Source organism: Pectobacterium fontis (genome assembly GCF_000803215.1).
Lineage (GTDB): Bacteria > Pseudomonadota > Gammaproteobacteria > Enterobacterales > Enterobacteriaceae > Pectobacterium > Pectobacterium fontis.
Genome location: NZ_JSXC01000034.1, coordinates 1 through 26,006 on the forward strand (window position 1 = coordinate 1; position 26,006 = coordinate 26,006).

A 26,006-nucleotide genomic window follows, 5' to 3' on the forward strand; every position below is an offset into this window, starting at 1 on the left:
ATGCGGGTGGTTATGATTTTAGGGATCGGAAAATAAACAGCCTATTATTCCCGTACCCTAAAAAGGAGGCCACATGTCTGACTTGATTCACCTCATCCGCGTGTATGACGCGCAGGCACCTTTCTCTTCCCTCACTTTTCTTGTTGATCGTCTTTGGCCGCGTGGCATCAGTAAAGCGCGTCTGGAGGGCGTAGAGTGGTTTAAAGACATTGCACCGAGCAGCGAGTTGCGGAAATGGTTCCACGCTGAGCCGGAACGCTGGGGGGAATTTGCGGATTATTATCGTCATGAGTTAGTGCAGAACGCAGCGTGCGGCAGGCTGGTGACGTTGCTTGAACAGAGAAAACCCATCACGCTGTTGTATGGCAGTAAAAACGCGCAGCACAACCATGCTGTCGTCCTGCGCGATTTTCTATTAGCACGCTTAAATCATTAGCGTGTTCGGGTAAATGCGCCGTCTGCACCGCGCGTGAACCGAATCGTCTGGTTCGCCGTGGTTTCGATTTCCAGCTCTGCGACCATGCCTTGCGCATTCAACTGTAATTTGACCGCCTGACCCGCCCGTAGACTGCTGAGTGGCTTATCCCGACCTTCTACCTGCGCCATCGCGAATACATCGCTGACGGGCAGATTGTTATCACGAAAGAGCTGAGCCAACGTTTGCCCTGAGGCGATCTCATACTGTCGCCATGGCGCTGATGATTGTGCCGGTGGCGGCGTGGTTGCAGACTGCTGATGTGACGTTGCCTGGTTTTCAATAATCACGGCCTGCATCGCGGCCTGATTATCCTCCTGAGTAAGAGGAACTGGCGTAGTTCGGGGGGGCTGCGAGTGCTGTGGGCTATAAGGCCACAGTAATACGATCAGCAGCAGTGCGATGGCGATGAGGAGCCAGCGGCGATGAAGGAGCGGCAACGGTGCCATCCAGTGATAGCCGTCGGGCAGATGCCAGATTTTTTGCAGCATGGCACCCGTACGCTCACGCAGGGAAAGAGGAGACTGATGCTCCTGAGCGTCGCGCTTCTCGTCGTCGTTTTCTACGACTACAGCATTTGAGGGCTGCCGCTGGATAATTCGCAGGCAGGAGCGTACTAACGTTTGATAATCCCAGGTGGTTTTCCGCTTCCTGGGCGCAATTCTGCCCATGGTGACCTCTCTTACTACATTCAGTATAAAAACGGCATCATATAAAAACGATGTCATTAACAACGGCAAGCTGGTAGTTAAGCTATATCAGAAGAAAAGCGGTGCCAGCATAAAAACAGTATCAGGATAATAACGTAGTCTAGTATACCGATAATCTGCATGCACTGACCAGTTAACGCGTTGATGATTAAGGTAACCGGTGAGCCAGAAACATCAGAACTACCCGTATAGGCTAGCTTCCCTGAATGGTTGGGCTGGCGTGCGGTTAACATGAGTACCTGCACACAGGATTTTACCCCAATCCCCGTCGCTGTTATGCTGCGCTTTCAGTTTTTTACAGATTAAAGGGAACATCCATGACAACTCCTTCTTTTGATAGCGTCGAAGCCCAGGCAAGTTACGGCATCGGCTTACAGGTTGGTCAACAGTTACAGGAATCAGGTCTTGAAGGTCTGATCCCAGAAGCTCTGCTTGCTGGTCTACGTGATGCGCTGGAAGGTAATGCGCCTGCGGTGCCTGTGGATGTGGTTCATCGCGCGCTGCGCGAAATTCATGAGCGTGCGGATGCGGTACGTCGCGAACGCCAACAGGCGCAGGCGGTAGAAGGTCAGCAGTTCCTGGCTGAAAACGCGCAGAAAGAAGGCGTGAACAGCACGGAGTCTGGTCTGCAATTCCGCGTGTTGACGCAGGGTGAAGGGTCTATTCCGGCTCGTCAGGATCGCGTGCGAGTACATTACACGGGGCGCCTGATTGACGGCAGCGTATTCGATAGCTCCGTTCAGCGTGGCCAACCTGCTGAATTCCCGGTGAGCGGTGTGATCCCTGGCTGGATTGAAGCGTTGACGCTGATGCCTGTCGGTTCCAAGTGGGAACTCTATATTCCACACAATCTGGCGTATGGCGAACGCGGTGCAGGCGCATCCATTCCGCCATTCAGCGCGCTGATTTTTGAAGTAGAACTGCTGGAAATTCTGTAATCTCCAGATAAAAAAAAGGCGCCCACTGAGCGCCTTTGTTGTTTTTACTGCATAATTTATAACGACTTTCTTATTTTTTATTGAAACGACATCACTCACCGCGTAGCGCGCGTGGGAACAGCAAATTGTTTTCCAGATGGATGTGTTCCATCAGATCGGTAATGAACTCGTTGATACCGGAGTACAGTGCGCGCCAGGTGTTGCAGGCGCCTTCCGGTGGCACGACGCCATTGGTCAGTTCTTTTACTACTTCCACATCACGCCCGGCATCATCGTGTTCATGCTCCATCACTGAAATTGGTGCGCCAGCATTCGCGCCCATTCCCTGCGCGATCATCGGGAAGAGGATGCGTTCTTCTTTCATCATGTGCTGAGACAACTCGTTATAGATGGCGGTCAGTTGGTTGGCGAGGCCGTGCGGGCAGTCGGCTTTATCGTGATGCACACGTTCGACTTTTTCTGCCATCAGAATCAGTTCCGGCAGTTGTTCACGGTGGCGGTCATGAAAGCGGGGAATGATGTACGCAATAATGTCAGCGAGCGGCGCTTCACGCCAGTCGCGGGTGTCGGAAGGCTGGGCGGCTAGTTTCTCCAACTGTGCTTCCAACTCATCAATATTGAGATCTTTTTTGCCTGCCGCACGGTTTAGCGTTTGCTTGCCGCCACAGCAGAAGTCCAGATTGAGTTCACGAAAGAGTTTGGTTGCGCGCGGAATAGCGATGGCCAACTCACCGAGGGATTGATCGCGGTATGCCATGATGATGCCTCTGAATGAATGCAGTTTATAAATTGTATTTTAAATGCATCTTTTGGCGTTGAATATACCGCTTACGAGGTAGGCGTAAAGTACGGCAGGGTGATGAATGGCATGCCTCTGCGTTAGCAAAACGTTAAGAACGGTAAAGTCAGGAAAATGCGTATTTATCTGATAGTGGCACAGAGGAATTCCCCGTATATCTTTGCCATGCCGCAGTCGCGGTGAGCAAGGAGTTACCCTATGTTTAGGCCATTCGTCATCAGCACGCTGTTTGTGGGAATGTTTGCGATAATACCGGTAGCAGAAGCGGATGGTATCAGTATTGACCTGATGCCAGGTGTGACGCTGAATATCGGCGATCGTGACAGACGAGGTAATTACTGGGACGGCTATGACTGGCGGAGCGAGCGCTGGTGGGATGAGCACCGGGGCTATCATCGCGGTGAACGTAATCGACATGGTTACTATTGGGATGGCTGGCGCTGGCGCGATGCTCGCTGGTGGAATGAGAGCCAGCGCGGCAGACGTGATTATGATCGCCGCCATTTCGATCCGCCTCGCTATGTTGACGATCGTGGGCCGCGCCGCGGTGAATGGAACAGACGAGGACACGATCGGGGAGACGAGGACTACCGTCATGGACGGGGATCGTTCCGCGACTAACGAGATAAAAAGCGCCGCCAAAAGGCGGCGCGTGTTCACCGAAAGCTGACGCTTAAGCGGCGTCTGTTAACTAGTTTGCCAGTTTCGCGGCGATATCAGCGATGCGCTGACCGTACAGCTTACCGGTCGCCAGATCGCCGGCGACCACTTCTTCTACGCTGGCGTCAGAAGGTGTCTGCGCCAGCAGACCGACTGAACCACCGAGGTTATTCAGATCGTCGCGTTTTGCCGCTTTGGCATTCGAAGGCAGTTGGTTCAGGCTGACCCAAATCCCACCGTGCTGTGAAGCCAGCGTTTGCAGATAAATCAGCGTAACCTGTTTGTCGCCATTCAGGCTGGCACTGTTAGTAAAACCGCCAAACACTTTATTGCTCCAGCCGCGGGCGAACCAGATCTTAGAACTGGCATCCGCAAATTTCTTGAACTGCCAGGTCGCCCCCCCCATGTAGGTTGGTGTACCGAAAATAATGGCGTCGGCGGCGGTGAGTTTCTCCCACTCAGCCTCGCTGATGTTACCTTCTGCATCGATGGCAATCAGTTCAGCATTAGCGCCCTCGGCGACGGCACTCGCCAAACGTTGCGTGTGACCATAGCCAGAATGATAAATAACGACTGCTTTTGACATGACCTATCCTCATTTCTCTGTGTTTATCAACGATACGCGGTGGACTTTATTGTCGGCCTGCGAGTGATACGTGCTTTCTAATAGATACTAACTCTATAATGTGAGGACTATATCGAAGCCTCATGGTTCTGTTAAGAAAGCACTTTTAAGTGAGTTGGTATCTTTCAGGTAACTATGCCTGTCATATCTCAAGCGACTATATGGAAACTCGACAATGAGCAAACGCTATGATGTTTACGCGCAACACTGTCCGACCCGCATGATTTTGGATCGCGTCGCGGATAAATGGACGCTGTTGATTCTGAACATTCTGGTTGAGCGACCGATGCGCTTTAATCAGTTAAAACGCGATGTGGAAGGCATTTCACAAAAAGTGCTGTCGCAAACGCTAAAGAATCTGGTGCGCGACGGCTTTGTTGAGCGAACCGTCTTTCCGACGGTTCCGGTGACGGTGGAATACGCCTCAACCCAAATGGGGAAAACGTTAGCGAAGCCGATTGCCGAACTGACGTACTGGGCGGAACAGAATATGGATAACGTACTACTTTCCCAAAAAAAATTTGATGCAGCCGCGAACAGTGCGGTCGAGCTGCTGTAAAACGCCGGTTCAGGCTCCCGCCGAAGCGGAAGCCTGCGTATGGCAAGATTTATTTCGCGTGTTGCAGGTCAAGACGATAAACCGCAAAACCCGTTTCGTCATTGCCGACGGACGTCATTGGGTACTGTGCTTTTTCTTTGATAAACGCCTTAGCCTTCTCTGACGGTGACGTTTCAAAACGGATATCCAGCGGCGTATCGCTGACGATAGGGGCCAGACGCCAGTTGTTATCCGCCTGCGGCTTCACTTCTCCCGACTTTTGTGTTTCTGCGCTGATGTAAGCTGCCAGCACGGAGCGGTTTTCATCCGGCGAAGCGAAAGCCACATACTTTTCACCGGTTCCGGCAAATTTCTCGCCATAAGCGCGGTAATTATTGGTGGCGATCAGGAAGGTCGCTTTAGGATCAATGGGTTTACCGTTAAACGTCAGCCCTTTAATACGGTGCGCCTTATCATTGATTAATGCACACTCGCTGTCATAGCGGGCGGGCTGTGTGACATCAATCTGATAATTGACGCCGTCGATCACATCGAAGTTATAGGTGCGGAAGCCATCCCAGTTGAGCAGCGATTGGGGTTCACGCTTGCTGAGATCGATTTGTTTGAACTGACCCGCCGAGCACTCCAACCACTCCTGTACCTGCTGTCCGTTCACTTTCACCACCACCAGCGTATTTGGGTAGAGATACAAATCGGCGGCATTACGGAAGGTGAGTTGGCCTTTTTCCACTTCGACATAGCTGGCCGGATCGTTTTTACGGCCACCGGCTTTAAACGGTGCAGCGGCGGAGAGCACCGGAATATCCGCCAGATCGGGATCGCCCTGAATAAAGTGTTCGACATAGGCGCGCTGAGCATTGTTGACGATCTGCACGGTAGGGTCGTCCTGAATCAGCGACAGATAGCTATACATGTTGTCTGCGGATTTGCCGATCGGTTTGCTGACAAACTCGCGGGTATGTTGGTGCGCATCAGACAGCACTTTCACCAGTTTGTCGTCTTCCACTGCCAGTGATGTCTTCTGCGCTTTATCATAGATCGGTCTGGCTTCTGCTTTCGCATTTTCCACTTTCCATGTGCCGCTATCGTTATTTAGCGTGAAATCGACGACGCCGAGGTGGTCACCCCATTGTCCTGGCATCACGGCAGGCACGCCGTTCAGCGTTCCCCGTGTGATGTCTGCGCCCTTGATATTGGCAAAATCCTTACTCGGGAAAACCGCATGAGCATGGCCAAACATGATCGCATCAACGCCCGGAACCTGGCTGAGATAGTAAACGGAGTTTTCCGCCATCGCTTTGTACGGCTCGGCAGACAGGCCAGAATGCGGGATGACAATCACCAGATCGGCACCTTGCTTACGCATTTCCGGCACCCACTTTTTGGCGCTGGCGGTGATGTCTTCCACCGTGACTTTTCCGGTGAGGTTAGCCTTATCCCACACCATGATCTGCGGTGGTACGAACCCAATATAGCCGATACGCAGCGTGTGCTGTTTACCGTCGCGATCCGTCACTGACTTGTTTTCAATGTGGTAAGGCGTAAACAGCGGTTTACCCGTTTTGGCATCCAGCACGTTGGCGTTCACATAAGGGAATTTCGCGCCTGATAGTGCGTTGTGCAGATAATCCAATCCATAATTGAATTCGTGGTTACCGATGTTGCCGACGGAATAATCCAGCGTATTCATCGCCTGATAAACCGGATGCACGTCGCCCGCCTTCAGTCCCTTCGCGGCCATGTAATCGCCCAACGGGCTGCCTTGTATCAAGTCGCCATTATCCACCAGCACGCTGTTGGTCGCCTGTTCGCGTGCGGCATGAATCAGGCTGGCGGTGCGCACCAGACCAAATTTATCGGTTGGTGTATCTTTGTAGTAATCGAAATCCATCATATTGCTGTGCAGATCGGTGGTTTCCAATACTCGTAAATCCACGGTAGCGGCATGGACGGTTGTGGCGACCAGCGTAGCAAGCAGGCTGAGTGCCAGAGAATGCTTCATTGCGTAACTCCTTGTGCGGTAATCGGGGTGTCTTTCATATCATGATGAAGTTAAAGTGATTATCGTCTCTAAATTCTGAGTATGACATCAATAATGGCAATAATCGTAGATTGCCTCACAGATGTATAATGAATGACAGAGATGAAGTCTGCGTTACGCTATTGTCGCGTAACCGATAACGACGAGGTCGATCATGCTAGAAACGGTTTGCCAACTGGCTCGCGATGCCGGTACTGCCATTATGCAGGTTTACGAAGGGCAACATCCTGTGGATGTCGCACACAAGAAAGATGACTCACCCGTGACTGCTGCCGATCTTGCTGCGCATCGGGTTATTAAAGAGGGGCTGACGGCGGCGTTTCCCGATATTCCTTTGCTGTCAGAAGAAGATCCGCCTGAGTGGGAGATTCGTCGGCACTGGCAGCGCTATTGGCTGGTTGATCCGCTGGACGGCACCAAAGAGTTTCTCAACCGCAACGGCGAGTTTACGGTAAATATCGCGCTGATCGAGCACGGTCAGGCTGTGCTCGGTGTGGTTTATGTGCCGGTCACGGGCGTGATGTATGCGGCGGCGGAAGGCAAAGCCTGGAAAGAAGAGAATGGCCAACGTCGGCAGATTACGGTGAAGCAGGCTCGACCACCGCTGGTGGTCGTCAGCCGTTCTCATGCCGATAGCGAATTAAAGGATTATCTCAACCAGTTGGGTGAACATCAGACGGTAGCGATTGGGTCATCGCTAAAATTTTGTCTGGTCGCGGAGGGCGAAGCGCAACTTTATCCCCGCTTCGGGCCGACCAACATTTGGGATACGGCAGCGGGCCACGCGGTGGCGGTGGCGGCTGGGGCGCAGATTCACGATTGGCAGGGGCAAACGCTGTCCTACACGCCGCGTGAATCTTTCCTCAACCCCGGCTTTCGCGTCTCTCTGTTTTAACTGCTTTAGTGCGATGGCTCATGTTGTTGAGCGCTTAAGCCTATTTTTTAGGAGAAACACGGTGGTGAGGTTCCCGTAGGGCAGCCTCACGCCGTGGTCGCTCCGTGTATCTCGGTCTTAATAACGTCCACTATTCGAGCTATCGCCCTTACTTCTCTTCCAGTAATTGTCGCAGCAGGGACATCACCTGCTGCACCTCTTGCCCGCTCAATGCGCCATCCTTCACGAAACGGATTTTCCCTTGTTTATCCAGCACAGCGATAGCGGAGCTTTGTGGCTGTAGCTGCCAGGCTTTACGCACGTTGCCGTTGCTATCGACAATGAACTGCGACCACGGAAAGGCTTTCTTGTTGTCCTCGAGGCTACTGCGCACAAACAGGCTGGTGCCGATGATGGCATCATCGGTATTCACGATTGTCGTCGTTTGGTAATAATCATGCGGTAGATTAGCCGCCTTCAGTGCGGCGATGAGCGGATCGTTCATCTCTTTGGCTGAGGTTCGGCCTGCGATGTGTTGTATCACCCGTACTTTTCCAGGCAACTGCGCGCTGTTCCAGTTCTTATAACTAAACTGATTATTAAGGTACTGAAGTTCTCCTCTGTCTGCGACGCCGACGGGAGGAACCGATTGGTTGAGTGCCAGCATATGAGCTGAGGTCGGGAGCGAGAAAAGCCCCAGCAAGGGCGTGATAGAGAGTGCGAGGAGCAGGTGGCGTATTTTTATCATGATATGTCCTTAGTGTCGGTGGCTCGATGCCGTACCCCATAGGGGATATGTCAGATGAGGGAAAATGTCACGTTATGGAATAAGCGTAGATTCAGGAAACCTGCTTGTCCCGCGCTGCGATAAAACGGTTTTTTCCCGCGTGCACAAAACCCTTATTTTTGAAGGTTTATACTGATGACCAGGGGTTTGATTAAATACTATTCCGTAAAAATCTGTAAAAGCAGTTAAGAATACTGAATGGTGGGGAACTAAATACCCTTTTACAGGACTAATTATCAGTATCCGTTATCTCATTAGCGCTCCAGTATCTTAGCCATGTTGGCGAAAGAGGGAGCGTAGAAAAATAAAACGGGAGAGTAAAACGATGAGGATCTTCGAACGTTACAATCCTTTGAAAGTCGCTAAGTATGTGAAAATCCTGTTTCGTGGGCGGCTGTACATTAAAGGGGTTGGTGCTTTTGAGTTCGACTACGGCAAAATTCTATTGCCAAAGAAGCAGGATAAGCAGCATCTTCTGGTGATGTCCGAAGTGAATCGCCAGGTCATCCGGCTTCAGACCGAGATAGGGTGAGTCATAAAGAAACGGCCCGTAGCGGGCCGTTTTGCATGATATACACCTTGTGGTGGCTATTCTGCGCTATCACTGTTGGCAGCCGTTGAGCGACTTTCCAGACGTGTCACCAGCAGTTGATCGATCTTGTAGCTATCAATATCCACGACTTCAAACTTATAGCCTGAGAAGCGTACGGCATCGGTACGTTTGGGGATCTTCCGCAGCGTATACATCATAAAGCCACCGATGGTTTCGTAGTTGCCGGAGTGTGGGAAGTCATCAATATTCAGCGCCCGCATGACATCTTCTATTGGTGTACCGCCTTCCACCAGCCAGGAATTCTCATCACGCGCGACGATTTGCTCTTCCATTCCCTGACCGACGAGATCGCCCATCAGGGTGGTCATCACATCATTGAGGGTAATGATGCCGACGACCAGCGCGTATTCGTTCAGAATGATCGCGAAATCTTCGCCTGCCGTTTTGAAACTTTCCAATGCTTCAGACAGCGTCAGCGTATCTGGCACGATCAGCGCCGGACGAATCTGTACGCCGCTGCTCAGTGTCAGACTTTGGTTTCCCAGCACCCGAATCAGCAGGTCTTTGGAATCCACATAGCCGACGATCTGATCAATCGTGCCATCGCAAACCAGAAATTTGGAGTGGGGTTGCTGGGCGATTTTTTCTTTAATGCTGTCTTCCGGTTCACGCAGATCGAAGTAGACCACGCTTTCGCGTGATGTCATGGAGGACGGCACGGTGCGGGATTCCAGCTCAAACACGTTCTCGATCAGTTCGTGTTCCTGCTTACGCAGTACGCCAGCCAGCGCACCTGCCTCCACCACGGCGTAAATATCATCGGAGGTGATGTCATCTTTACGCACCATCGGCAGTTTGAGCAGGCGGAAAATAACGTTAGCCAGGCCGTTGAAGATCCAAACCAGTGGACGGAACAGGAACAGGCAGAAGCGCATGGGGTTGATTATGCGAACCGCTACGGTTTCCGGCGCAATCATACCAATGCGTTTCGGGGTGAGGTCGCCAAACAGGATGAACAAGCTGGTGACGAGGACGAATGAACAGATGAAGCTGACTTTATCTGCCGCTTCCGGTGACATGAAGCGTTCAAACAAAATGGAAAATGTGGGGGAAAAGGCGGCATCGCCGATGATACCCGCCAGGATCGCCACGGCATTGACGCCAATTTGAATCACGGTAAAGAAGATACCCGGCGTCTCCTGAAACTTGAGTACCAGATCCGCGTTGAGGTTTCCCTCGTCGGCCATCAATTTGAGTTTAATTTTACGGGACGCCGCCAGCGAAATCTCGGACAGCGAGAAAAATGCACTGATGGCGATAAGACAAAGAATCAGTAATAGACTGTTTAACATCATTTTTAACGTTTTCGCAGGCGCTTAAATGAGCGCAGCGATCCTCAGAAAGGTCTTAAATTAATAGCAATAATGAGAAGGTGATAACCGGGCAGCGATCCGCCCGGCTGAGGCGCATTATAGCAGGAGCGGTGAAATTACCGCCAGCAGTCAACGCGGAGGTGGCAGACAGATGCTGATGCCGCCTAATCCACAATAGCCGTTTGGATTCTTGTGCAGATATTGCTGGTGGTCATCTTCCGCGTAATAGAACGGGCGTGCAGTCTCGATTTCTGTGCTGATTGTGCGGCTGTCGCCGTTCTCACTCATTGCCTGCTGAAAACGCTGAAGGCTGTCCTGCGCGGCCTGTTCTTGTTCAGGGGTGAGCGTATAGATAGCGGAGCGATACTGGCTGCCGATATCTCCCCCCTGACGCATACCCTGTGCGGGGTCGTGATTTTCCCAGAACAGTTGCAGCAACTGTTCGTAACTGATGATCGCAGGATCAAAAACGATACGCACTGCTTCGGCGTGATCGGTCAGCCCGCTGCACACTTCGCGGTAAGTGGGGTTGGGGGTGTAACCGCCGATGTAGCCTGCCGCCGTACTGTAGACCCCCGGCTGTTGCCAGAACAGGCGCTCAGCCCCCCAGAAACAGCCCATGGCGAAAATTGCCACGGACATGTGATCCGGCACATGCGTCATGGAGTGTTCATGAACGACATGCAGCCTGGCCACCGGCATTGGGGTGGAACGTCCCGGTAAAGCAGCGGATTGTGTAATCCGCTGTGTCTTATCAATCGAATTCATCACGTTGTTAACTCCAGCTAGACTGGGTAAATAACCCGTTTTCATAGAAAGCATAACCAAGAAGCCTTGGGCTGTCTTTAATATCTTACTGGCGTTTAATGTTAAGGTAATGTTTATCTGTGACGTGACATATTGATATTTACAGGTGAAAATCTATTTTTAAGATAGAAAGTTAGTATTTATCACTAATGTTATGCAAAGCTGGTCGATGATTTTGGCGTGATCTGACGGATGGTCAGGTCGGCGTACCGCGGCGGCTGTCCACGCGGCGGGCGAAGTGATAAAAGCCATGCTATACCCTAAAGAATCCGAGTTGTGTGAAAGCAGCTTGAAGATGACGGGGTAGCGGTTTTAGGCGACAGACCGATTTATCAGGGAGCTCAGTGACTATTTTCATTGCAAAAAGACGTTTCATTTCAAAGAACAGTCCCATTGGAAAAAAAAGTGTTACCGGGCAAAAAGGCCTAACAGGCCAAAAAAGCGGCCTTACTGGTCGATACCGGATTCTTGGCCTGATGTGCGCGCTGCTCGTGTTGGCACCGGGGAGTCAGGCGGCGAATGTACGTCTGCAACTCATGGGGCTGGAAGGACAATTACAAAAAAATGTGCGGGCGCGTTTGTCCACGATTGCCGTTGATGAGGTCAACGCTGACGGACGTTTCCGCTCGCGCGTCGATGACGCGATCCGTCAGGGATTGCGGGCGCTCGGCTATTACGATCCTGAGATTGGTTTTGAATTTCGGCCTGCCGTTAATGGCGGGCGACCCGTATTGATTGCTACCGTTACCCCCGGCGAACCGGTAAAAATTGCCGATGTGAATATCACGCTGCGCGGCGGGGCGCACGACGATAAAGATTACCAGCAACTGGTTAAAGACGATCGCCCTGAAATCGGTTCGGTACTGAACCACGGCGATTTCGATCGCTTTAAAAGCGGGCTGAACGGGTTGTCATTACGCAAAGGCTATTTCGATGCGCGCTTCCAGCAAAGCCAGCTTGGCGTGATGCGGGAAGAGAGAGAAGCGTTTTGGGATATCGATTTTGATAGCGGTGAACGCTATCGCTTTGGTGCCGTACGTTTTCAGGGTGCGCAAATCCGTGAAGACTATCTGCAAAATTTAGTGCCGTTTCATGAAGGCGATGTGTATACCAGCGAAAGTCTTGGTGAGTTAAACCGCCGTCTTTCCGCGACGGGATGGTTTAATTCCGTCGTGGTGTCGCCGAATTTCGAACAGTCGAAAAGCACCAAAGTGTTGCCGCTGGAAGCTGTGGTGACGCCGCGAACCCGTAACCGGATTGAAACCGGGGTAGGTTATGCCACCGATGTGGGGCCGCGTTTTAAAACTACCTGGAATAAGCCTTGGATAAATTCGCGAGGCCACAGTCTGGAAAGCAGCTTGAGCGTGTCTGCGCCGGAACAGTCGCTCGACTTTAGCTACAAAATCCCCTTACTGAAGAACCCGCTTGAGCACTATTATCTGCTGCAAGGCGGCTTCAAGCGTGAAGATCTCAACGATACCCAATCCGATGGCACCACGCTGAATGTGGCACGTTACTGGGATCTCTCCAGCGGTTGGCAACGGGCGATTAACCTGCGTTGGAGCCTCGATCACTTTACGCAGGCGAGCGTAACGGATACCACGATGTTGATTTATCCGGGCGTGAGTATTAACCGGACCCGCCAACGCGGTGGTTTGATGCCCGTGTGGGGCGATACGCAGCGTTACTCCATCGATGTGTCTGACACCCTCTGGGGATCGGATATCGACTTTGCCGTGATTCAGGCACAAAACGTCTGGATTCGCACACTGGCAGAGAAACACCGCTTTGTCGCACGCGGCACTCTGGGGTGGATTGAGACGAATAATTTCTCCCGCGTTCCACCTTCACTGCGTTTCTTTGCCGGTGGCGACCGCAGCGTTCGCGGGTATAAGTACAAATCTATTTCGCCGCGTGACAGTGACGGCAAACTGACTGGTGCGTCCAAGCTGGCGACCGGCTCGCTCGAATACCAATACAACGTGACAGGAAAATGGTGGGGGGCGGTTTTTGTTGATTCAGGTGAAGCAGTGAATGACATCAAACAGAGTAACGTCAAGACCGGTACGGGCGTCGGTGTTCGCTGGGCTTCGCCGATTGGGCCGGTGAAATTTGATGTTGCCATGCCGATTGGCGATGCAGAGAAGAAGAACGACGTACAATTCTACATCGCGCTGGGGCCTGAATTATGATGGATGATAAAAACGAAAAAAACGCACAGGATCCGGTAACAGAAGAAAACGTTGCACAAGATAATGTGCCGACGACGCCAGCACGCAAAGGGCGCTGGTGGAAAAAAGTTGGCATTGGCATCGTCGCCTTCTTACTGCTGCTAATCGTTGGGCTGGGGCTGCTGGTGGGCACGACGCCGGGGCTGCATCTGTTGCTGAACACCGCTGCACGCGTGGTGCCGGGCTTGGACATTGGTAGCGTGAACGGTGGCTGGCGAGATCTGACGCTGAAAAATGTCAGCTACGAGATGCCGGGCGTGACGGTGAAGAGTGATGAATTTCATCTGTCGCTCGCGCTGGGCTGTCTGCGTAAAAGCCAACTGTGCATTAATGATCTCTCGGCCAACCGCGTCGATGTGGTCGTGGATACTAAAGCGTTACCAGTGGCGGAAGCGCCGCCACCGCCGTCAACACCGGTCACGGAAATCTCAGCGCCATTCCCTATCTCACTGCGCCAGCTCACGCTCAGCCATGTTCAGGTTACCGTGGATGACACGGCGATTTCTCTGGGCGAATTCCGTACGGGAATGCAGTGGGAAGGCCGCGCCCTGACGCTGCTGCCGACCAAAATCAGCGCCTTATTGGTCGCGCTGCCGAAAACGCCCGTCGACGTGCTGGAAGATGGCAAAGTGACTGCGGCGGAAATGGCGTCTGTCGTCAAAGAAACGGCTAAAAGCGTGCGTGATGCCGCCGAAAAGGGGACATCGCAAACCGTTCAGATCGATAAAGCGCTGGCGGCCAATACGACGGTCGCGGCGGCTACCACGACGTCCCCGATACCTACGGCATCGACGTCAACGCCGGACGTCGACCCGCCGACAGTGCCGGAAAAACCATTGGGTGAACGCCTGAGTGAGCTGTTCTCCAAACCACTATTACCGGATTTACCGCAGTTCACCTTACCGCTGGATCTGAACGTCGTTGAGATCCACGGTGAACAGCTACGGCTGACGGGCGATCAGGACATTCTGATTACCAACCTCTTCGTGCAGGCTTCAACCCGGCAACAGCATGTGCGTCTGGATAAGCTGATCGTGCAATCGCCACAGGGCGGATTGAATGTGCGCGGTGAGGCGACGCTCAGCGATAACTGGCCCGTCTCGCTGGCGGCGAACGGTGTACTGAATGTTGAACCGCTCAAGGGCGAAACGCTGAAACTGACGGTTGACGGCGGTCTGCGTGAACAACTGAATCTCGCGATGAACCTCTCGGGGCCACAGCGCGCCCAACTGGATTTGCAAACCCAACTGGCAGAGGCCGGGCTGCCGCTAGCCTTGACGCTGCAAACCGAGCGCGTCCGTTGGCCGTTGACGGGGGCGACGCAGTATCAGGCTAATAACGTCAGGCTGCGTTTTAATGGTAAAGCGACGGACTATGCGCTGTCGCTGCGCGGCGATTTGAGCGGGGCGGATATTCCTCCCGCGACGCTGCTACTGGATGGCAAAGGCAACGAACAGCAGTTTACGCTGAGCCGTCTGCGGCTGGCGGCGTTGCAGGGCAATGCCGACCTGAGCGCGCTTATCGACTGGAGCAAAGCGATAAGCTGGCGCAGTGAGCTGCTACTGAACGGAATTAACACCGCGAAGCAGTGGCCTGAGTGGCCAGCGAAAATAGACGGTAAGATGACGACACGCGGCAGCGTTTATGGCGGGAGCTGGCAATTACAGGTGCCGGAGTTGCGGTTAGACGGCAACGTGAAAGCCAATAAGCTCGCTGCCAGAGGCGAACTGCGCGGCAACGCGGCGGGGCAGTGGGTCATACCCGCGTTGAATCTGGCGTTAGGTCGCAATCAATTGAACGTCAAAGGCGACCTGAGCGATAAGTGGCAGTTGGATGCTGATATCAATGCGCCGTCGCTGGACGGCATGTTGCCCGGTCTGGCGGGGCGCGCCATCGGCACGCTCAAACTACGTGGCAATTTGCGTGAACCGCAGATACTGGCGGATATCACCGGATCTGGTTTGCGCTGGCAGGCGATGACGATTAGCCGCGTGAGAGTGGAAGGCGATATCCGCTCTGAGCAGCAGATTCAGGGCAAGCTGGCCGTACGTCTCGACGGGCTGAAACAGGACAGCCTGAATATTGCGTCATTGACGCTGGATGCCAGCGGTGATGAGAAACAGCACCAGCTTCGGCTGAATATGCAGGGGGAACCGGTCGCGGGGCAGTTGGCGCTTTCAGGCAGCTTCGATCGTCAGGAACAGCGCTGGCGCGGTACGCTGAACAACACCCGTTTCGATACCCCCGTGGGGGAATGGCGTCTGACGCAGGATATGGCGCTGGATTACCTGAATACAGCGCAGAAAATTACCATCGGCACGCACTGTTGGCGTAATCCGAACGCTGAGCTTTGCGTGCCGAAGGCGATTGAGGCCGGGCCGAGCGGGCAGGCGAGTATTCGACTGAACCGCTTCGATCTCGCGATGTTAAAGCCATTTCTGACGGCGGAGACGGTACTTGCGGGGACGTTTACCGGCGGGGCAGATGTAAGCTGGCAGGCGGGGCAAGGTTTACCGCAGGCGAAAGTGTCGCTGGTGGGTAACGGCGTGAGCGTTCGCCAGCAGATGCAGGGCAATACGCTACCGATTGATTTTGACACCTTTACCTTGAATGCAGGACTCGATCGTGGGCGGGCGCAACTCGGCTGGCTGATGGCGATTCGGGAAAATGGCCGCTTTAGCGGGGATATTCAGATAACCGATCCACAGGGGCGGCGCAATCTCGGCGGCAATGTCACGATCAATAACATTTCGCTGGCGTTGCTTAATCCGGCGTTGAGTAAAGGAGAAAAAGCGGCAGGGATACTGAACGCGAACCTGCGTTTGGCGGGGGATGCGGCGACACCTCAACTTTTCGGCCAGATGGTGCTGGAGCGGTTGGATATTGATGGCAACTGGATGCCTGTTGATTTGACGAATGGGCGGCTGGCAGTGAACTTCAGCGGGATGTCGTCAACGCTGCAAGGCTTCCTGAAAACGGATAATGGGCAGTTGAACCTTGGCGGCAATGCCGACTGGTCACGGCCTGATGCCTGGCGTGCGCGTATCGCGGCGAAAGGCCAGAAGCTACGCGTGACGGTTCCGCCAATGGCGCGTCTGGATGTCTCACCGGATATTGTCTTCGAGGCCACACCGCAACTGTTTGCGCTGAACGGTTCCGTCAGTATTCCGTGGGCGCGTATTGTGGTGAAAGACATGCCGGAAAGTGCCGTTGCGGTATCGTCGGATGAGGTGATGTTGGACGCCGAGAAGCAGCCGCTGAAAAAGGCCAGCGCCGCGATCCCGATTAACAGCAACCTTGTGATCCGTGTTGGTAATGATGTACGGTTGGATGCGTTCGGGCTGGTTGCTCGTCTACAGGGCGACTTGAAAATGGTGCAGGACGAGCGTGGGCTAGGGCTGAATGGTCAGATCGATATTCCGTCTGGTCGCTTTAAAGCCTACGGACAGGATCTGATCGTCCGTAAAGGGCTGATTCTGTTCTCCGGCCCGCCGGATCAGCCAATCCTGAATATCGAAGCGATTCGTAACCCAGACAACACGGCGGATGATGTTACCGCTGGCGTGCGTGTTACCGGTATGGCCGCCACGCCGAAGCTGGAAGTGTTCTCCGATCCGACCATGTCGCAGCAGGAAGCGCTCTCTTATCTGCTGCGTGGACAAGGTTTGGACAGCGGTGGTGCTGATAGCTCGGCGATGACCTCAATGTTAGTCGGTTTAGGGGTTGCACAAAGTGGTCAAGTTGTGGGTAAAATCGGCGAGGCCTTTGGCGTAAGTAATTTAGCTCTGGATACACAGGGTGTTGGCGATAATTCTCAGGTTGTCGTCAGCGGCTACGTCCTTCCGGGTCTGCAAGTAAAATACGGTGTTGGCATATTCGATTCTTTGGCAACGTTAACGCTGCGTTATCGTTTGATGCCGAAGCTATACTTGGAAGCGGTGTCTGGAGTCAGCCAGGCATTAGATGTGCTCTATCAGTTTGAGTTTTAGCGATGCGAATTATTGTTTACGGCAGTTTACGACGCAAACAGGGAAACAGTCATTGGATGACAAATGCGCAATGGTTAGGGGATTGTCAGCTCGCAGGGTTTGAGCTGTACGATCTCGGTCATTATCCAGCAGTCGTGCCCGGTGATGGCGAGATCCATTGTGAGGTTTATCGCATTAGTTCATCGATTTTGACGGAGCTGGATGCCTTAAAACGGGACGGTCACGAATACCAACGTGAGCTGATTTCCACCCCTCTTGGCAGTGCCTGGATCTATCTGTACAAGCACTCTATTGTAGGGTTGACGCGTATCGCCAGCGGCGACTGGTTGAAGCGTAATGAAGATGAAGAAGAGGCCTGAGGCTACGTCGCCAATCAGGTCTGGGTCGTCATAAATCAAAAACACCGCGTGATGCGGTGTTTTTGATCGTGTGGCATGTTGAGTAAGTCATGCCTGGCGCTTATTTGTTTTTTGCGCGCTCGAAGGACGCCACGATTTCAGCTTTTGCCGCTTCCGCGTTATCCCAACCTTCCACTTTCACCCACTTGCCTTTTTCCAGATCTTTGTAGTGTTCAAAGAAATGGCCGATTTGTGCGCGCAGCAGTTCAGGCAGGTCATTAACGTCTTTAATGTGATCGTATTCTTTAGTCAGCTTGCTGTGCGGAACGGCAACCAGCTTAGCATCTTCGCCTGCTTCGTCAGTCATTTTCAACACGCCAACAGGACGGCAACGGATCACTGAGCCTGGCTGCAACGGGTACGGCGTTGGAACCAGAACGTCAACCGGGTCGCCATCCAGAGACAGCGTATGGTTGATGTAACCGTAGTTGCATGGGTAGAACATGGCTGTAGACATGAAACGGTCTACAAACAACGCACCGGTATCTTTATCAATTTCATATTTGATGGGATCGGCGTTTGCGGGGATTTCAATCACTACATAGATATCTTCCGGCAGATCTTTACCCGCCGGGACATTGTTCAGACTCATGTCGGTTTCCTTCTCTTAAACCTGAAATAGCGTGGCCGTCATTATAGCCAAAAAGCGTTTAATGTCGCCGATTTTTAGCGTATTCAGGCGCGAGGCACCCGTGAGTGTCGTTTAAGTAAAAAAACTTTCTTTACTAAAGTTTTTTTAAAGAAAATGGGCTTTATACCGATAGGAACATGATCAAGATCACTTTATGTGGGGATTTTCTCCGCATTTATTTATCATTTGTCATTCCAGAGAAACGAAAATGTTAAGAAACATCACAATCAAGACGAGCTTGATTGCTTTATTAGGAACCATGGTGTTGCTCTTATTGCTGGTGTGCGCAATTGGCATCACCTCAATCAATCAGGGAATCACCTCGCTGACCACTATCGACAAGATTCAGGGCAAAGAAGTTACGGCGCTGGCAGGGAGCTATACCGCTTCGCTGCGTGCAAGAACGGGAGCGGCTTTGGCTGCCCGTCAGATGGAAAGTGGATTGACCGATCTCGCGCGTGCATCGGTTGCGCGATCGGAGGCGTATATGGCGCTCTCCCAGAAGGAAATGGTGCGCTTTCTTTCCTACGGTACGGTAACGGAGCGCGGTGCCAGAATGGCCGCAGAGGTGAAAAGCCAGTACGAACAATATATGAATCTTGGCATTCAGCCGATGGTGAGTGCGCTGAAACGCGGCGATGTCGATGCCTATTATGCGTTGTTGCAAGACGTGCTGCCGCCGCTCAGCGTTAAAATGGATAAGGTAGCGAATGAATTCCGCGATTTCGGCCTGGAAGTAGGCGGAAACATGCTTACAGAAGCCGAGCGCTTTGCATTGGAGCGTCTGACCGTCATTGGTATTGTCTGTGTTGTTGCGCTGCTGCTGGTATTGGCTGCCTGGATTGCGCTGAAACGTTCTATCCTGTCCCCGCTTGAACAGACAGTTGCGCAACTGGAAGTGATTGCCCGTGGCGATTTGACCCAGCGTATCGCCGAGGGGGGTAATAATGAAATTGGCCGTCTGATTCAGGCGATGCAGTCAATGCAGTCTTCACTGGCAACCGCCGTTGGGCGTGTGCGCGATGCGGGTATGCAGATCGACGTCGGGACGCGTGAACTGTCTTCCGGCAATACCCATCTGGCTGCGCGTACGGAAGAGTCTGCCTCATCGCTGGAAGAAACCGCCGCCAGCATGGAGCAGTTGACGGCCACGGTGGCGCTGAACGCGGAGAGCGCGGAACAAGCGCATACGCTGGCGCAAAATGTCTCTGACATCGCCAATAAAGGCAGCGAGACCGTGGGGAGCATGATCGAGAAAATGCAGATGATCTCCAGCAGTTCCGCGCGTATTGGCGATATTCTGACGGTGATTGACGGCATCGCGTTCCAGACCAACATTCTGGCGCTGAATGCGGCGGTTGAAGCCGCACGCGCGGGGGAGCAGGGGCGCGGCTTTGCCGTCGTGGCCGGTGAAGTCCGTAATCTGGCTCAGCGCAGCGCACAATCCGCTAAAGAGATCAAAATGCTGATGGAAGAGTCCCAAAGCCGCGTCAGTGAAGGCACTGTGATGGCGAAAATGGCGGGGGAAACGATGGATGATGTCTCTGAGGCGGTAGCGCGCGTGACGTCACTGATGCGTGAGATCTCAACGGCAACGCGTGAGCAAAGCAATGGGATTGGGCAGGTGAATCTGGCGGTGTCGCAGATGGATGAAGTCGCGCAGCACAATGCGTCTCTGGTCGAAGAATCCGCAGCGGCTACACGTTCACTGGAAGATCAGGCTCGTCTTCTGGCGGAAAGCATGGCGCAATTTAAAGTGCAGTCGCAGGAATTTGCTGCTATCGGCCATTTTTAGTCTATACCGTAAAAAAAACTCCCGTGAAAACGGGAATTTTTTTGCCTTACTCTTTGGGGGGCGTCTGTTCGTCTTCTGGTTGCTTATTTTTACGCAGCTTATTCCAGATTTTACTTTCCTGACCGCGCCACAGGCGTTGGATATTGTCGTGGTGACGCATCAGTATCAGACACGAGAGCATCGCCACGGGGAAAGTAAACTGTGGTTTGAACCACCAGACATAAAACGGGGCGATGAGCGCGCTAACGATGGCACCGAGCGAGGAATAGCCACTCAGTAGCACGGTCAGCAGCCAGGTGCCCGTCATCAGGCCTGTCAAATCCCAGCCGATCGGCGCGATGGCACCAAAAGCGGTTGCCACACCTTTACCGCCGCGAAAGTGGAAAAACACCGGATAAATATGGCCGAGGCAGGCAGCGATGGCGGTTAACCCGAGATACAGCGGGGGAACACCCAGCACGTAAGCCACCCAGACAGGCAACATACCTTTCAGGACATCAAACACCAATACGGTTGCCGCAGCAGCCTTGCCGCCAATACGCAATACGTTTGTGGCTCCGGGATTCCCGGAACCATGTTGACGCGGGTCGGGTAGCCCTGCGATTCTGCAAAACAGAATGGCACTGGAAATAGAGCCACACAGATACGCGATTAACATCATACCAAGCGCGGTAACACTCATAACGCCATTCCGTTCAATAAGGGTCGTTTTACTCTTGTCATCTGTGGATAATACGCACATTCCGTCGGAAGTGGTATCCGACAGCGACAAAAACAGAGAATGGCGTGATGGATATCGTATTTATTGAAGAACTCACTGTAATCACTACGATTGGTGTTTACGACTGGGAACAGACGATTCAGCAGAAATTGGTGTTCGATATCGAAATGGGCTGGGACAACCGTCAGGCCGCTGCCAGTGATGATGTGAATGACTGCCTGAGCTATGCCGATGTCAGCGACGCGGTAATTGCCCATGTAGCAAACCAGCGCTTTGCTTTGGTAGAGCGGGTCGCGGAAGAAGTCGCACACATGCTTATGCAGCGTTTCTCGATTCCGTGGCTGCGTATCAAGCTCAGCAAGCCGGGGGCGGTGGCGCAGGCGCGTCAGGTTGGGGTTATTATTGAACGCGGTGCGCGATAAGTCTGATTTATCCGAATAAATTCTGATTTACGTGCAACTAAATCGTAACCTAAATAGTCTATAAGCCAGTTATGTAGCGGCTCGCGATAGTACGCAGCCGCTTTTTTATGGGCTGTATTTTTCGTTTTTTATTAGAGGCAAGGATTTTTAGATGGCTGACCTGCATTCATTGCTAATCGCATTTATTCTTGGCGTGGTCGAAGGACTGACCGAGTTTTTGCCCGTATCGTCTACGGGGCATATGATTATTGTTGGTCATTGGTTAGGATTTGCTGATGAGAAAGCCAAGACGTTTGAAGTGATCATCCAGCTTGGATCGATTCTGGCTGTGGTCGTGATGTTCTGGCGTCGTCTCTTTGGTCTGATTGGTATTCACTTCGGTGACGTGCCGCATGAGGGGCATACGGCGGGTCGGTTGAAGTTGACGCACATCCTGCTGGCGATGATTCCCGCTGTAGTGCTTGGTCTGGTTTTTCATGACGTCATCAAATCGCTGTTTTATCCGCAGAATGTGATGTATGCGTTGATCGTCGGTGGTTTTCTGTTACTGGCGGCTGAATGGCTCAAACCTAAAAAGCCGCGTGCTGTCGGGCTGGATGACATTACGCATCGTCAGGCGTTTATGATTGGTTGTTTCCAATGCCTGGCGCTGTGGCCTGGCTTTTCACGTTCAGGGGCGACCATTTCCGGCGGGATGCTGATGGGCGTCAGCCGCTATGCCGCTTCTGAGTTCTCTTTTATTCTGGCGGTTCCCATGATGATGGGCGCGACGGTTCTGGATCTGTATAAAAGCTGGCATTTCCTGTCGCTGGCTGATGTGCCGATGTTTGCCGTGGGCTTTGTGACGGCGTTTATCGTGGCGCTGATTGCGATTAAAACCTTCCTGAAAGTCATTAAACGCATCTCGTTTGTCCCCTTCGCGATTTACCGTTTTATCGTCGCGGGCGTGGTTTACCTGGTGTTTATGTAAGGTGAGATATACCGCTTGATTGCACAGAGGCCACGCGAATGCGTGGCCTCTGTGTTTCAGGATGATACCTCTGGCTGTTGGGCTTTCCAGTCTGCCAGTGCATGAATGCGGCGACGTGTGAGTTCATTGCGTACGTCAATGCCCTTAAAACCGTCGGCGACGACATCTGCGCTGCTGACCAGACTGGCAACGCGGAAGGCTTCGCGCAGATAGTCACCTTGTGGATAAGGGTTATTTTCAAAGCCTTCCCGTCCTCGGGCATCGGCCTCGCTAGTCAGTGCTAGCTGCTCCAGACGCTGTGGCTTACGCCAGACGTCAATCGCATCAAATAACTTCAGCAGGGTCTTGGGTTGCAGCACCTGCACGGTATGCACCAGATCGTGGTATTCCGCCACCAGCTTAGCCAGATCGCGGATTGGGTTAGGCACGCGCAGACGCTGACACAGGGCTTCTACCAGTTTAACGCCCGCCGGACCGTGCCCGTGGTGTCGTGGCCACAGTTCGGGGGGCGTCAGCCCTTTCCCTAAATCGTGGCACAGTGTAGCGAAACGCACATCAATCTCAGGGCTGAGACGAGCCGCCATTGCCACTGTCATCATAGTATGAATGCCGGTATCAATTTCCGGGTGCCATTTGGCGGGGGCTGGTACGCCATAGAGATTGTCTAGCTCAGGAAACAGCACGGCCAGCGCGCCGCAGTCACGCAACACCTGAAAATAAACATCTGGCGATGACGTGCCGAGCGCTTTTTCCGTCTCTTTCCAGACGCGCTCTGGCGTCAGGTAGGCCAGTTCGCCCTCATGCGCCATTTTTTGCATCAACGTCATGGTTTCCTCCGCAATCTGGAAACCGAGGTGGGCAAAACGCGCGGCAAAACGGGCGACGCGTAGCACCCGCAGTGGATCTTCGCTGAACGCATCGGAGACGTGACGCAGTAGGCGATTATCGAGGTCGCGCTGGCCGTGATAAGGATCGATGAGGTCGCCGTGATCGGTACGGGCAATCGCATTGATGGTTAAATCGCGGCGCAGCAGATCCTGCTCTAATGTCACATCCGGTTCGGCATGACAGACAAAACCCGTATAGCCTGTGCCGGATTTACGTTCGGTACGTGCGAGAGCGTACTCATCGCGACTAACGGGGTGTAAAAAGACGGGAAAATCCTTTCCAACCTGCTGGTAGCCCTGCGCAAGCAAATCTTCCGGCGTCGCGCCGACGACCACCCAATCTTTCTCAGTGACGGGTAAACTCAGCAGGCTGTCCCGAACAGCGCCGCCGACAAGGTAAATCTTCAACGTCGGGCTCCTGAATAAATAACCAATGCTTCACCACATACTACCATCTTTACGCTGCTATGTTGGCTTCAGAGCAAAATGCCTGCAAAAGCAGGCATTGGGTCAATTAGCTCATCCAGCGGTCATTTTTCTTTTTGCGAGGGATGATGTGCGGCAACAGCAGGCCCAGCAGTAAGCCTATGCCAGCCACACCGCCACCATACATAAACCACTGTAGAATGATGGTGCGCTGCTTATCATCAAGCTGGACATTCGCTGCGCTGACTTTCTTCTGCGCAACGATAAGCTGATTTTTCAGATCCTGATTTTCCTGACGTAAACCGCTGATAATGTTATCGCTGGCAGCCACTTTCTGCTGCATTTCCGCGGTACGCTGGTTCCAGGTCTGATCGATATTATTCAGTTTGTCAGTCAGGTCTTTGACCTGTTTTTCCAGTTCTGGCACCCGCGTGCGCAGGCTTGGCGTATTGCTCAACTGGTCGAGCGGGATCCAGGTGGTGCGATTTTTATCGTCACGGATCTGCGCATAGCCCGCGTTTTCATTAACGCTGAGTAACGTGACCTCTGTACCCGCATTCACGGTGCCGACGATACGATATTGATTGCCCGGGCCGCTGTGGACATACGTCAATAACTCATCGGAAATATAGCGTTTTTCTTCCGCCTGTGCGGTCCAACTCAGCGTGAGAGAAAATAAAGTAAAACAGAGTAAGCCTAATTTCTGCATAAGATCATCATGTTGCGTTAATGGTGGTCTGATAGTAGAGGCTTAAGTCTGACGAGGCAACGTATAAACCGAAATGAGAACAGTCTTAGAACCTAGCCATTAGGGCTATTTCACACCAATAATGCTTACTGGGACAGGTTCTTAGAAGGCAAGGCGATGACCGGTTTGCATAAGAAATGCGCGCTTGCTCGCAGGCGAAAAAGAGTGTGTGCAGTAAGAGTAGTAAGGTGAAGTAAAATGTTATTTACTGACACGATAATGAACGCGGTCTTGGTATTGTGAATGCTATGAGTGAAGAAATTGAACTGAAGTTTATTGTTCATCCCGACAGCGTTGAATCGCTGCTGACGCAACTGGCTGAATGGGAAAGCGATTACAGCCAGTATGAGCACATGCGTGCCCAGCGTCTGAGCAATATTTATTATGAGACGGCGGATAATTATCTGCGTCGCAATGGTATTGGCCTGCGTATTCGTGGCGAGAATGAGCGCTACGAAATGACGGCAAAAACAGCCGGTCAGGTGATTGGCGGGTTGCATCAACACCCTGAATATAATGTTGCGCTGGAGAAAGCTGAACTGGATCTCAGCCAGTTTCCGGCGGAAATCTGGCCGGAAGGCTGTGATGTTGAGGCGCTGCAAGCGTCGCTCAATCCGCTGTTTAGTACCGATTTTACGCGTGAAAAGTGGGTGTTTACTTACTATCAAAGCGTGATTGAGGTTGCGTTAGATCGCGGTGAAATTCGTGCGGGCGAGCTGAGTGAGCCGCTGTGCGAACTGGAGATGGAGCTTAAGCTGGGGCAGACCACTCATCTGCTGGAATTGGCAAAGGACATCGCGGAGTTTGGCGGTATGCGGCAGGGCAGTCTCAGTAAGGCGGCACGCGGATACCATCTGGCTAAAGGCAACCCGGTTCGCGAATGTCTTCCTCTCAATAGGTTGGTTGTCGATCCCAAAACCACTATCGATCAGGCTATCCGTGCGGCGCTGGAACTGGCGCTGAGCCACTGGCAGTACCACGAAGAACTGTGGGTCAGAGGGGATGCCTCCGCCCGTGACGCGTTGCCACAGGCCAGCGCGTTGATGCGCGAAATGCTGGTGCTGGTGGGCGGCGTCGTGCTACGCAAAGTCACCACGCTGTTCCGCTCTGCACTCGCGACGTTGGAGGCTCGCCTACAAGATCCCGATGGTGCGAAAGTCTGTTACCGCGCTGACTACCTGCAAAGTAAGTTAGTACTAACTGCCTGGCTGGTCGAGTCTGGCTGGCGGGATCATATGGATAATAAAGATCGGATTAAGCTACAAGGATCGTTCAAACGCTTTGCCGACATAATGCTAAGCCGTAGCACTGCCGATCTGAAAAGCGCTTTTGCTGCTAAATTGACGGAAACACAGTACGAACAGCAAATCCCTCGTCTGCAACGTAATATCTGCGCTTTCCTTCTCTTATCTGGCGCATATCCGGCGGAGCAGGTAGACGCCTACATTGAACGCTGGCAGGCGTTACTCCAGGAAATTGAACGGCTCGCCGCCGGGAAGGCGCCTTCCGTGTATCTGGAAGCCTACCGTAAAGAGGTTCTGACCTTGCCCCCATTCTGGTTACATAGCGGTGGGCAGTCACAGTAAC

At 52.8% G+C, this 26,006-nt stretch carries 24 protein-coding genes; 13 read left to right on the forward strand and 11 right to left on the reverse strand.

Translation table 11 applies throughout. The annotated features are described in order from the left end of the window. Positions 1-73 precede the first annotated feature (73 nt). Positions 74-436 (forward strand): DUF488 domain-containing protein, encoded by a 363-nt coding sequence (locus OI69_RS11275; RefSeq protein ID WP_039350207.1) that lies wholly within the window; start codon positions 74-76, stop codon positions 434-436. Here OI69_RS11275 and OI69_RS11280 read toward each other — a convergent pair. After that, positions 433-1,146, reverse strand: a complete 714-nt coding sequence (locus OI69_RS11280) for a LysM-like peptidoglycan-binding domain-containing protein (protein ID WP_039350209.1) — start codon at positions 1,144-1,146, stop codon at positions 433-435. The genes OI69_RS11275 and OI69_RS11280 overlap by 4 nt on opposite strands. Positions 1,147-1,502: 356 nt before the next feature. Here OI69_RS11280 and fklB point away from each other — a divergent pair, with 356 nt between their 5' ends. Further along, positions 1,503-2,123, forward strand: coding sequence for an FKBP-type peptidyl-prolyl cis-trans isomerase (fklB, locus tag OI69_RS11285; protein WP_039350211.1), 621 nt, complete (start codon positions 1,503-1,505; stop codon positions 2,121-2,123). 91 nt (positions 2,124-2,214) lie between these two features. Here fklB and ytfE read toward each other — a convergent pair whose 3' ends face one another. Continuing rightward, complete coding sequence (ytfE, locus tag OI69_RS11290) at positions 2,215-2,880, reverse strand: iron-sulfur cluster repair protein YtfE (RefSeq protein ID WP_039350213.1); 666 nt, start codon at positions 2,878-2,880, stop codon at positions 2,215-2,217. A gap of 240 nt (positions 2,881-3,120) precedes the next feature. Here ytfE and OI69_RS19285 point away from each other — a divergent pair, with 240 nt between their 5' ends. Next, the gene (locus OI69_RS19285) at positions 3,121-3,543 is read left to right on the forward strand and encodes a DUF2502 domain-containing protein (protein WP_072034290.1); all 423 of its coding nucleotides are present in this window, start codon (positions 3,121-3,123) and stop codon (positions 3,541-3,543) included. Between the two features lie 70 nt (positions 3,544-3,613). On the opposite strand, the gene OI69_RS11300 is transcribed toward OI69_RS19285, so the two are convergent. Then, positions 3,614-4,168 carry a flavodoxin family protein gene (locus OI69_RS11300; RefSeq protein ID WP_039350217.1) on the reverse strand — a complete coding sequence of 185 codons (555 nt, stop codon included), beginning with the start codon at positions 4,166-4,168 and terminating at the stop codon, positions 3,614-3,616. 214 nt (positions 4,169-4,382) lie between these two features. Between OI69_RS11300 and OI69_RS11305 the strand changes: the two genes are divergently transcribed. Further along, on the forward strand, positions 4,383-4,766 hold the full coding sequence (locus tag OI69_RS11305) for a winged helix-turn-helix transcriptional regulator (RefSeq protein ID WP_039350220.1): 384 nt from the start codon (positions 4,383-4,385) through the stop codon (positions 4,764-4,766). 49 nt (positions 4,767-4,815) lie between these two features. Here the strand turns inward: OI69_RS11305 and OI69_RS11310 are convergent, their stop codons facing one another. After that, complete coding sequence (locus OI69_RS11310; protein ID WP_039350227.1) at positions 4,816-6,768, reverse strand: bifunctional 2',3'-cyclic-nucleotide 2'-phosphodiesterase/3'-nucleotidase; 1,953 nt, start codon at positions 6,766-6,768, stop codon at positions 4,816-4,818. 193 nt (positions 6,769-6,961) lie between these two features. Here OI69_RS11310 and cysQ point away from each other — a divergent pair, with 193 nt between their 5' ends. Further along, entirely contained in the window at positions 6,962-7,702 is a 741-nt protein-coding gene (cysQ, locus tag OI69_RS11315) for a 3'(2'),5'-bisphosphate nucleotidase CysQ (RefSeq protein ID WP_039350229.1), read from the forward strand. Positions 7,703-7,850: 148 nt separating this feature from the next. Here cysQ and OI69_RS11320 read toward each other — a convergent pair whose 3' ends face one another. After that, a complete protein-coding gene (locus tag OI69_RS11320) occupies positions 7,851-8,429 on the reverse strand; it encodes a YtfJ family protein (RefSeq protein ID WP_039350231.1) in 579 nt (192 codons plus the stop codon). Positions 8,430-8,793: 364 nt separating this feature from the next. Here OI69_RS11320 and OI69_RS11325 point away from each other — a divergent pair, with 364 nt between their 5' ends. Continuing rightward, complete coding sequence (locus OI69_RS11325) at positions 8,794-9,000, forward strand: DUF1107 domain-containing protein (protein ID WP_039350233.1); 207 nt, start codon at positions 8,794-8,796, stop codon at positions 8,998-9,000. Positions 9,001-9,056: 56 nt separating this feature from the next. On the opposite strand, the gene OI69_RS11330 is transcribed toward OI69_RS11325, so the two are convergent. After that, positions 9,057-10,373, reverse strand: coding sequence for a hemolysin family protein (locus OI69_RS11330; protein WP_039350795.1), 1,317 nt, complete (start codon positions 10,371-10,373; stop codon positions 9,057-9,059). Between the two features lie 150 nt (positions 10,374-10,523). Continuing rightward, positions 10,524-11,162, reverse strand: a complete 639-nt coding sequence (gene msrA, locus OI69_RS11335) for a peptide-methionine (S)-S-oxide reductase MsrA (RefSeq protein WP_039350236.1) — start codon at positions 11,160-11,162, stop codon at positions 10,524-10,526. A gap of 515 nt (positions 11,163-11,677) precedes the next feature. Between msrA and tamA the strand changes: the two genes are divergently transcribed. Genes tamA through OI69_RS11350 form a run of 3 tightly spaced genes read left to right on the forward strand, consistent with a single transcriptional unit; the run spans position 11,678 to position 17,780 of the window. Next, positions 11,678-13,393, forward strand: a complete 1,716-nt coding sequence (tamA, locus tag OI69_RS11340; RefSeq protein WP_052198358.1) for an autotransporter assembly complex protein TamA — start codon at positions 11,678-11,680, stop codon at positions 13,391-13,393. Then, positions 13,390-17,421 carry an autotransporter assembly complex protein TamB gene (gene tamB, locus OI69_RS11345; RefSeq protein ID WP_039350242.1) on the forward strand — a complete coding sequence of 1,344 codons (4,032 nt, stop codon included), beginning with the start codon at positions 13,390-13,392 and terminating at the stop codon, positions 17,419-17,421. Before tamA ends, tamB begins: the two co-directional genes overlap by 4 nt. A 2-nt stretch (positions 17,422-17,423) precedes the next feature. Beyond that, the gene (locus tag OI69_RS11350) at positions 17,424-17,780 is read left to right on the forward strand and encodes a gamma-glutamylcyclotransferase family protein (protein ID WP_039350245.1); all 357 of its coding nucleotides are present in this window, start codon (positions 17,424-17,426) and stop codon (positions 17,778-17,780) included. Positions 17,781-17,880: 100 nt separating this feature from the next. Here OI69_RS11350 and ppa read toward each other — a convergent pair whose 3' ends face one another. Next, positions 17,881-18,411, reverse strand: a complete 531-nt coding sequence (gene ppa / locus OI69_RS11355) for an inorganic diphosphatase (protein ID WP_039350246.1) — start codon at positions 18,409-18,411, stop codon at positions 17,881-17,883. Between the two features lie 247 nt (positions 18,412-18,658). Here ppa and OI69_RS11360 point away from each other — a divergent pair, with 247 nt between their 5' ends. Further along, positions 18,659-20,245: a methyl-accepting chemotaxis protein gene (locus OI69_RS11360; RefSeq protein ID WP_039350248.1), complete on the forward strand. Its 1,587-nt coding sequence runs from the start codon at positions 18,659-18,661 to the stop codon at positions 20,243-20,245. A 46-nt stretch (positions 20,246-20,291) separates the two neighbouring features. Here the strand turns inward: OI69_RS11360 and plsY are convergent, their stop codons facing one another. Beyond that, a complete protein-coding gene (gene plsY / locus OI69_RS11365; protein ID WP_039350250.1) occupies positions 20,292-20,927 on the reverse strand; it encodes a glycerol-3-phosphate 1-O-acyltransferase PlsY in 636 nt (211 codons plus the stop codon). 107 nt (positions 20,928-21,034) lie between these two features. Here plsY and folB point away from each other — a divergent pair, with 107 nt between their 5' ends. After that, complete coding sequence (gene folB / locus OI69_RS11370) at positions 21,035-21,388, forward strand: bifunctional dihydroneopterin aldolase/7,8-dihydroneopterin epimerase (RefSeq protein ID WP_039293439.1); 354 nt, start codon at positions 21,035-21,037, stop codon at positions 21,386-21,388. A 151-nt stretch (positions 21,389-21,539) separates the two neighbouring features. Next, positions 21,540-22,358, forward strand: coding sequence for an undecaprenyl-diphosphate phosphatase (gene bacA / locus OI69_RS11375; protein WP_039350252.1), 819 nt, complete (start codon positions 21,540-21,542; stop codon positions 22,356-22,358). Positions 22,359-22,414: 56 nt separating this feature from the next. Here bacA and OI69_RS11380 read toward each other — a convergent pair whose 3' ends face one another. Both OI69_RS11380 and OI69_RS11385 read right to left on the reverse strand, forming a co-directional pair. After that, entirely contained in the window at positions 22,415-23,653 is a 1,239-nt protein-coding gene (locus OI69_RS11380) for a multifunctional CCA addition/repair protein (protein WP_039350253.1), read from the reverse strand. A 106-nt stretch (positions 23,654-23,759) separates the two neighbouring features. After that, the gene (locus tag OI69_RS11385) at positions 23,760-24,380 is read right to left on the reverse strand and encodes a TIGR04211 family SH3 domain-containing protein (protein ID WP_039350255.1); all 621 of its coding nucleotides are present in this window, start codon (positions 24,378-24,380) and stop codon (positions 23,760-23,762) included. Between the two features lie 287 nt (positions 24,381-24,667). Between OI69_RS11385 and OI69_RS11390 the strand changes: the two genes are divergently transcribed. After that, a complete protein-coding gene (locus OI69_RS11390; RefSeq protein ID WP_039350257.1) occupies positions 24,668-26,005 on the forward strand; it encodes a CYTH domain-containing protein in 1,338 nt (445 codons plus the stop codon). Position 26,006 lies beyond the last annotated feature (1 nt).

Coding starts and splice junctions, on each gene's coding strand:
- tamB (WP_039350242.1), top strand. CDS start 13,390: ATGATGGATGATAAAAACGAAAAAAACGCACAGGATCCGGTAACAGAA.
- OI69_RS11390 (WP_039350257.1), top strand. CDS start 24,668: ATGAGTGAAGAAATTGAACTGAAGTTTATTGTTCATCCCGACAGCGTT.
- tamA (WP_052198358.1), top strand. CDS start 11,678: ATGTGCGCGCTGCTCGTGTTGGCACCGGGGAGTCAGGCGGCGAATGTA.
- OI69_RS11385 (WP_039350255.1), bottom strand. CDS start 24,380: ATGCAGAAATTAGGCTTACTCTGTTTTACTTTATTTTCTCTCACGCTG.
- ytfE (WP_039350213.1), bottom strand. CDS start 2,880: ATGGCATACCGCGATCAATCCCTCGGTGAGTTGGCCATCGCTATTCCG.
- OI69_RS11320 (WP_039350231.1), bottom strand. CDS start 8,429: ATGATAAAAATACGCCACCTGCTCCTCGCACTCTCTATCACGCCCTTG.
- msrA (WP_039350236.1), bottom strand. CDS start 11,162: ATGAATTCGATTGATAAGACACAGCGGATTACACAATCCGCTGCTTTA.
- OI69_RS11300 (WP_039350217.1), bottom strand. CDS start 4,168: ATGTCAAAAGCAGTCGTTATTTATCATTCTGGCTATGGTCACACGCAA.
- fklB (WP_039350211.1), top strand. CDS start 1,503: ATGACAACTCCTTCTTTTGATAGCGTCGAAGCCCAGGCAAGTTACGGC.
- ppa (WP_039350246.1), bottom strand. CDS start 18,411: ATGAGTCTGAACAATGTCCCGGCGGGTAAAGATCTGCCGGAAGATATC.
- folB (WP_039293439.1), top strand. CDS start 21,035: ATGGATATCGTATTTATTGAAGAACTCACTGTAATCACTACGATTGGT.
- OI69_RS11310 (WP_039350227.1), bottom strand. CDS start 6,768: ATGAAGCATTCTCTGGCACTCAGCCTGCTTGCTACGCTGGTCGCCACA.
- OI69_RS11325 (WP_039350233.1), top strand. CDS start 8,794: ATGAGGATCTTCGAACGTTACAATCCTTTGAAAGTCGCTAAGTATGTG.
- OI69_RS11275 (WP_039350207.1), top strand. CDS start 74: ATGTCTGACTTGATTCACCTCATCCGCGTGTATGACGCGCAGGCACCT.
- OI69_RS11280 (WP_039350209.1), bottom strand. CDS start 1,146: ATGGGCAGAATTGCGCCCAGGAAGCGGAAAACCACCTGGGATTATCAA.
- OI69_RS11350 (WP_039350245.1), top strand. CDS start 17,424: ATGCGAATTATTGTTTACGGCAGTTTACGACGCAAACAGGGAAACAGT.
- OI69_RS11305 (WP_039350220.1), top strand. CDS start 4,383: ATGAGCAAACGCTATGATGTTTACGCGCAACACTGTCCGACCCGCATG.
- OI69_RS11360 (WP_039350248.1), top strand. CDS start 18,659: ATGTTAAGAAACATCACAATCAAGACGAGCTTGATTGCTTTATTAGGA.
- OI69_RS19285 (WP_072034290.1), top strand. CDS start 3,121: ATGTTTAGGCCATTCGTCATCAGCACGCTGTTTGTGGGAATGTTTGCG.
- bacA (WP_039350252.1), top strand. CDS start 21,540: ATGGCTGACCTGCATTCATTGCTAATCGCATTTATTCTTGGCGTGGTC.
- cysQ (WP_039350229.1), top strand. CDS start 6,962: ATGCTAGAAACGGTTTGCCAACTGGCTCGCGATGCCGGTACTGCCATT.
- OI69_RS11330 (WP_039350795.1), bottom strand. CDS start 10,373: ATGTTAAACAGTCTATTACTGATTCTTTGTCTTATCGCCATCAGTGCA.
- plsY (WP_039350250.1), bottom strand. CDS start 20,927: ATGAGTGTTACCGCGCTTGGTATGATGTTAATCGCGTATCTGTGTGGC.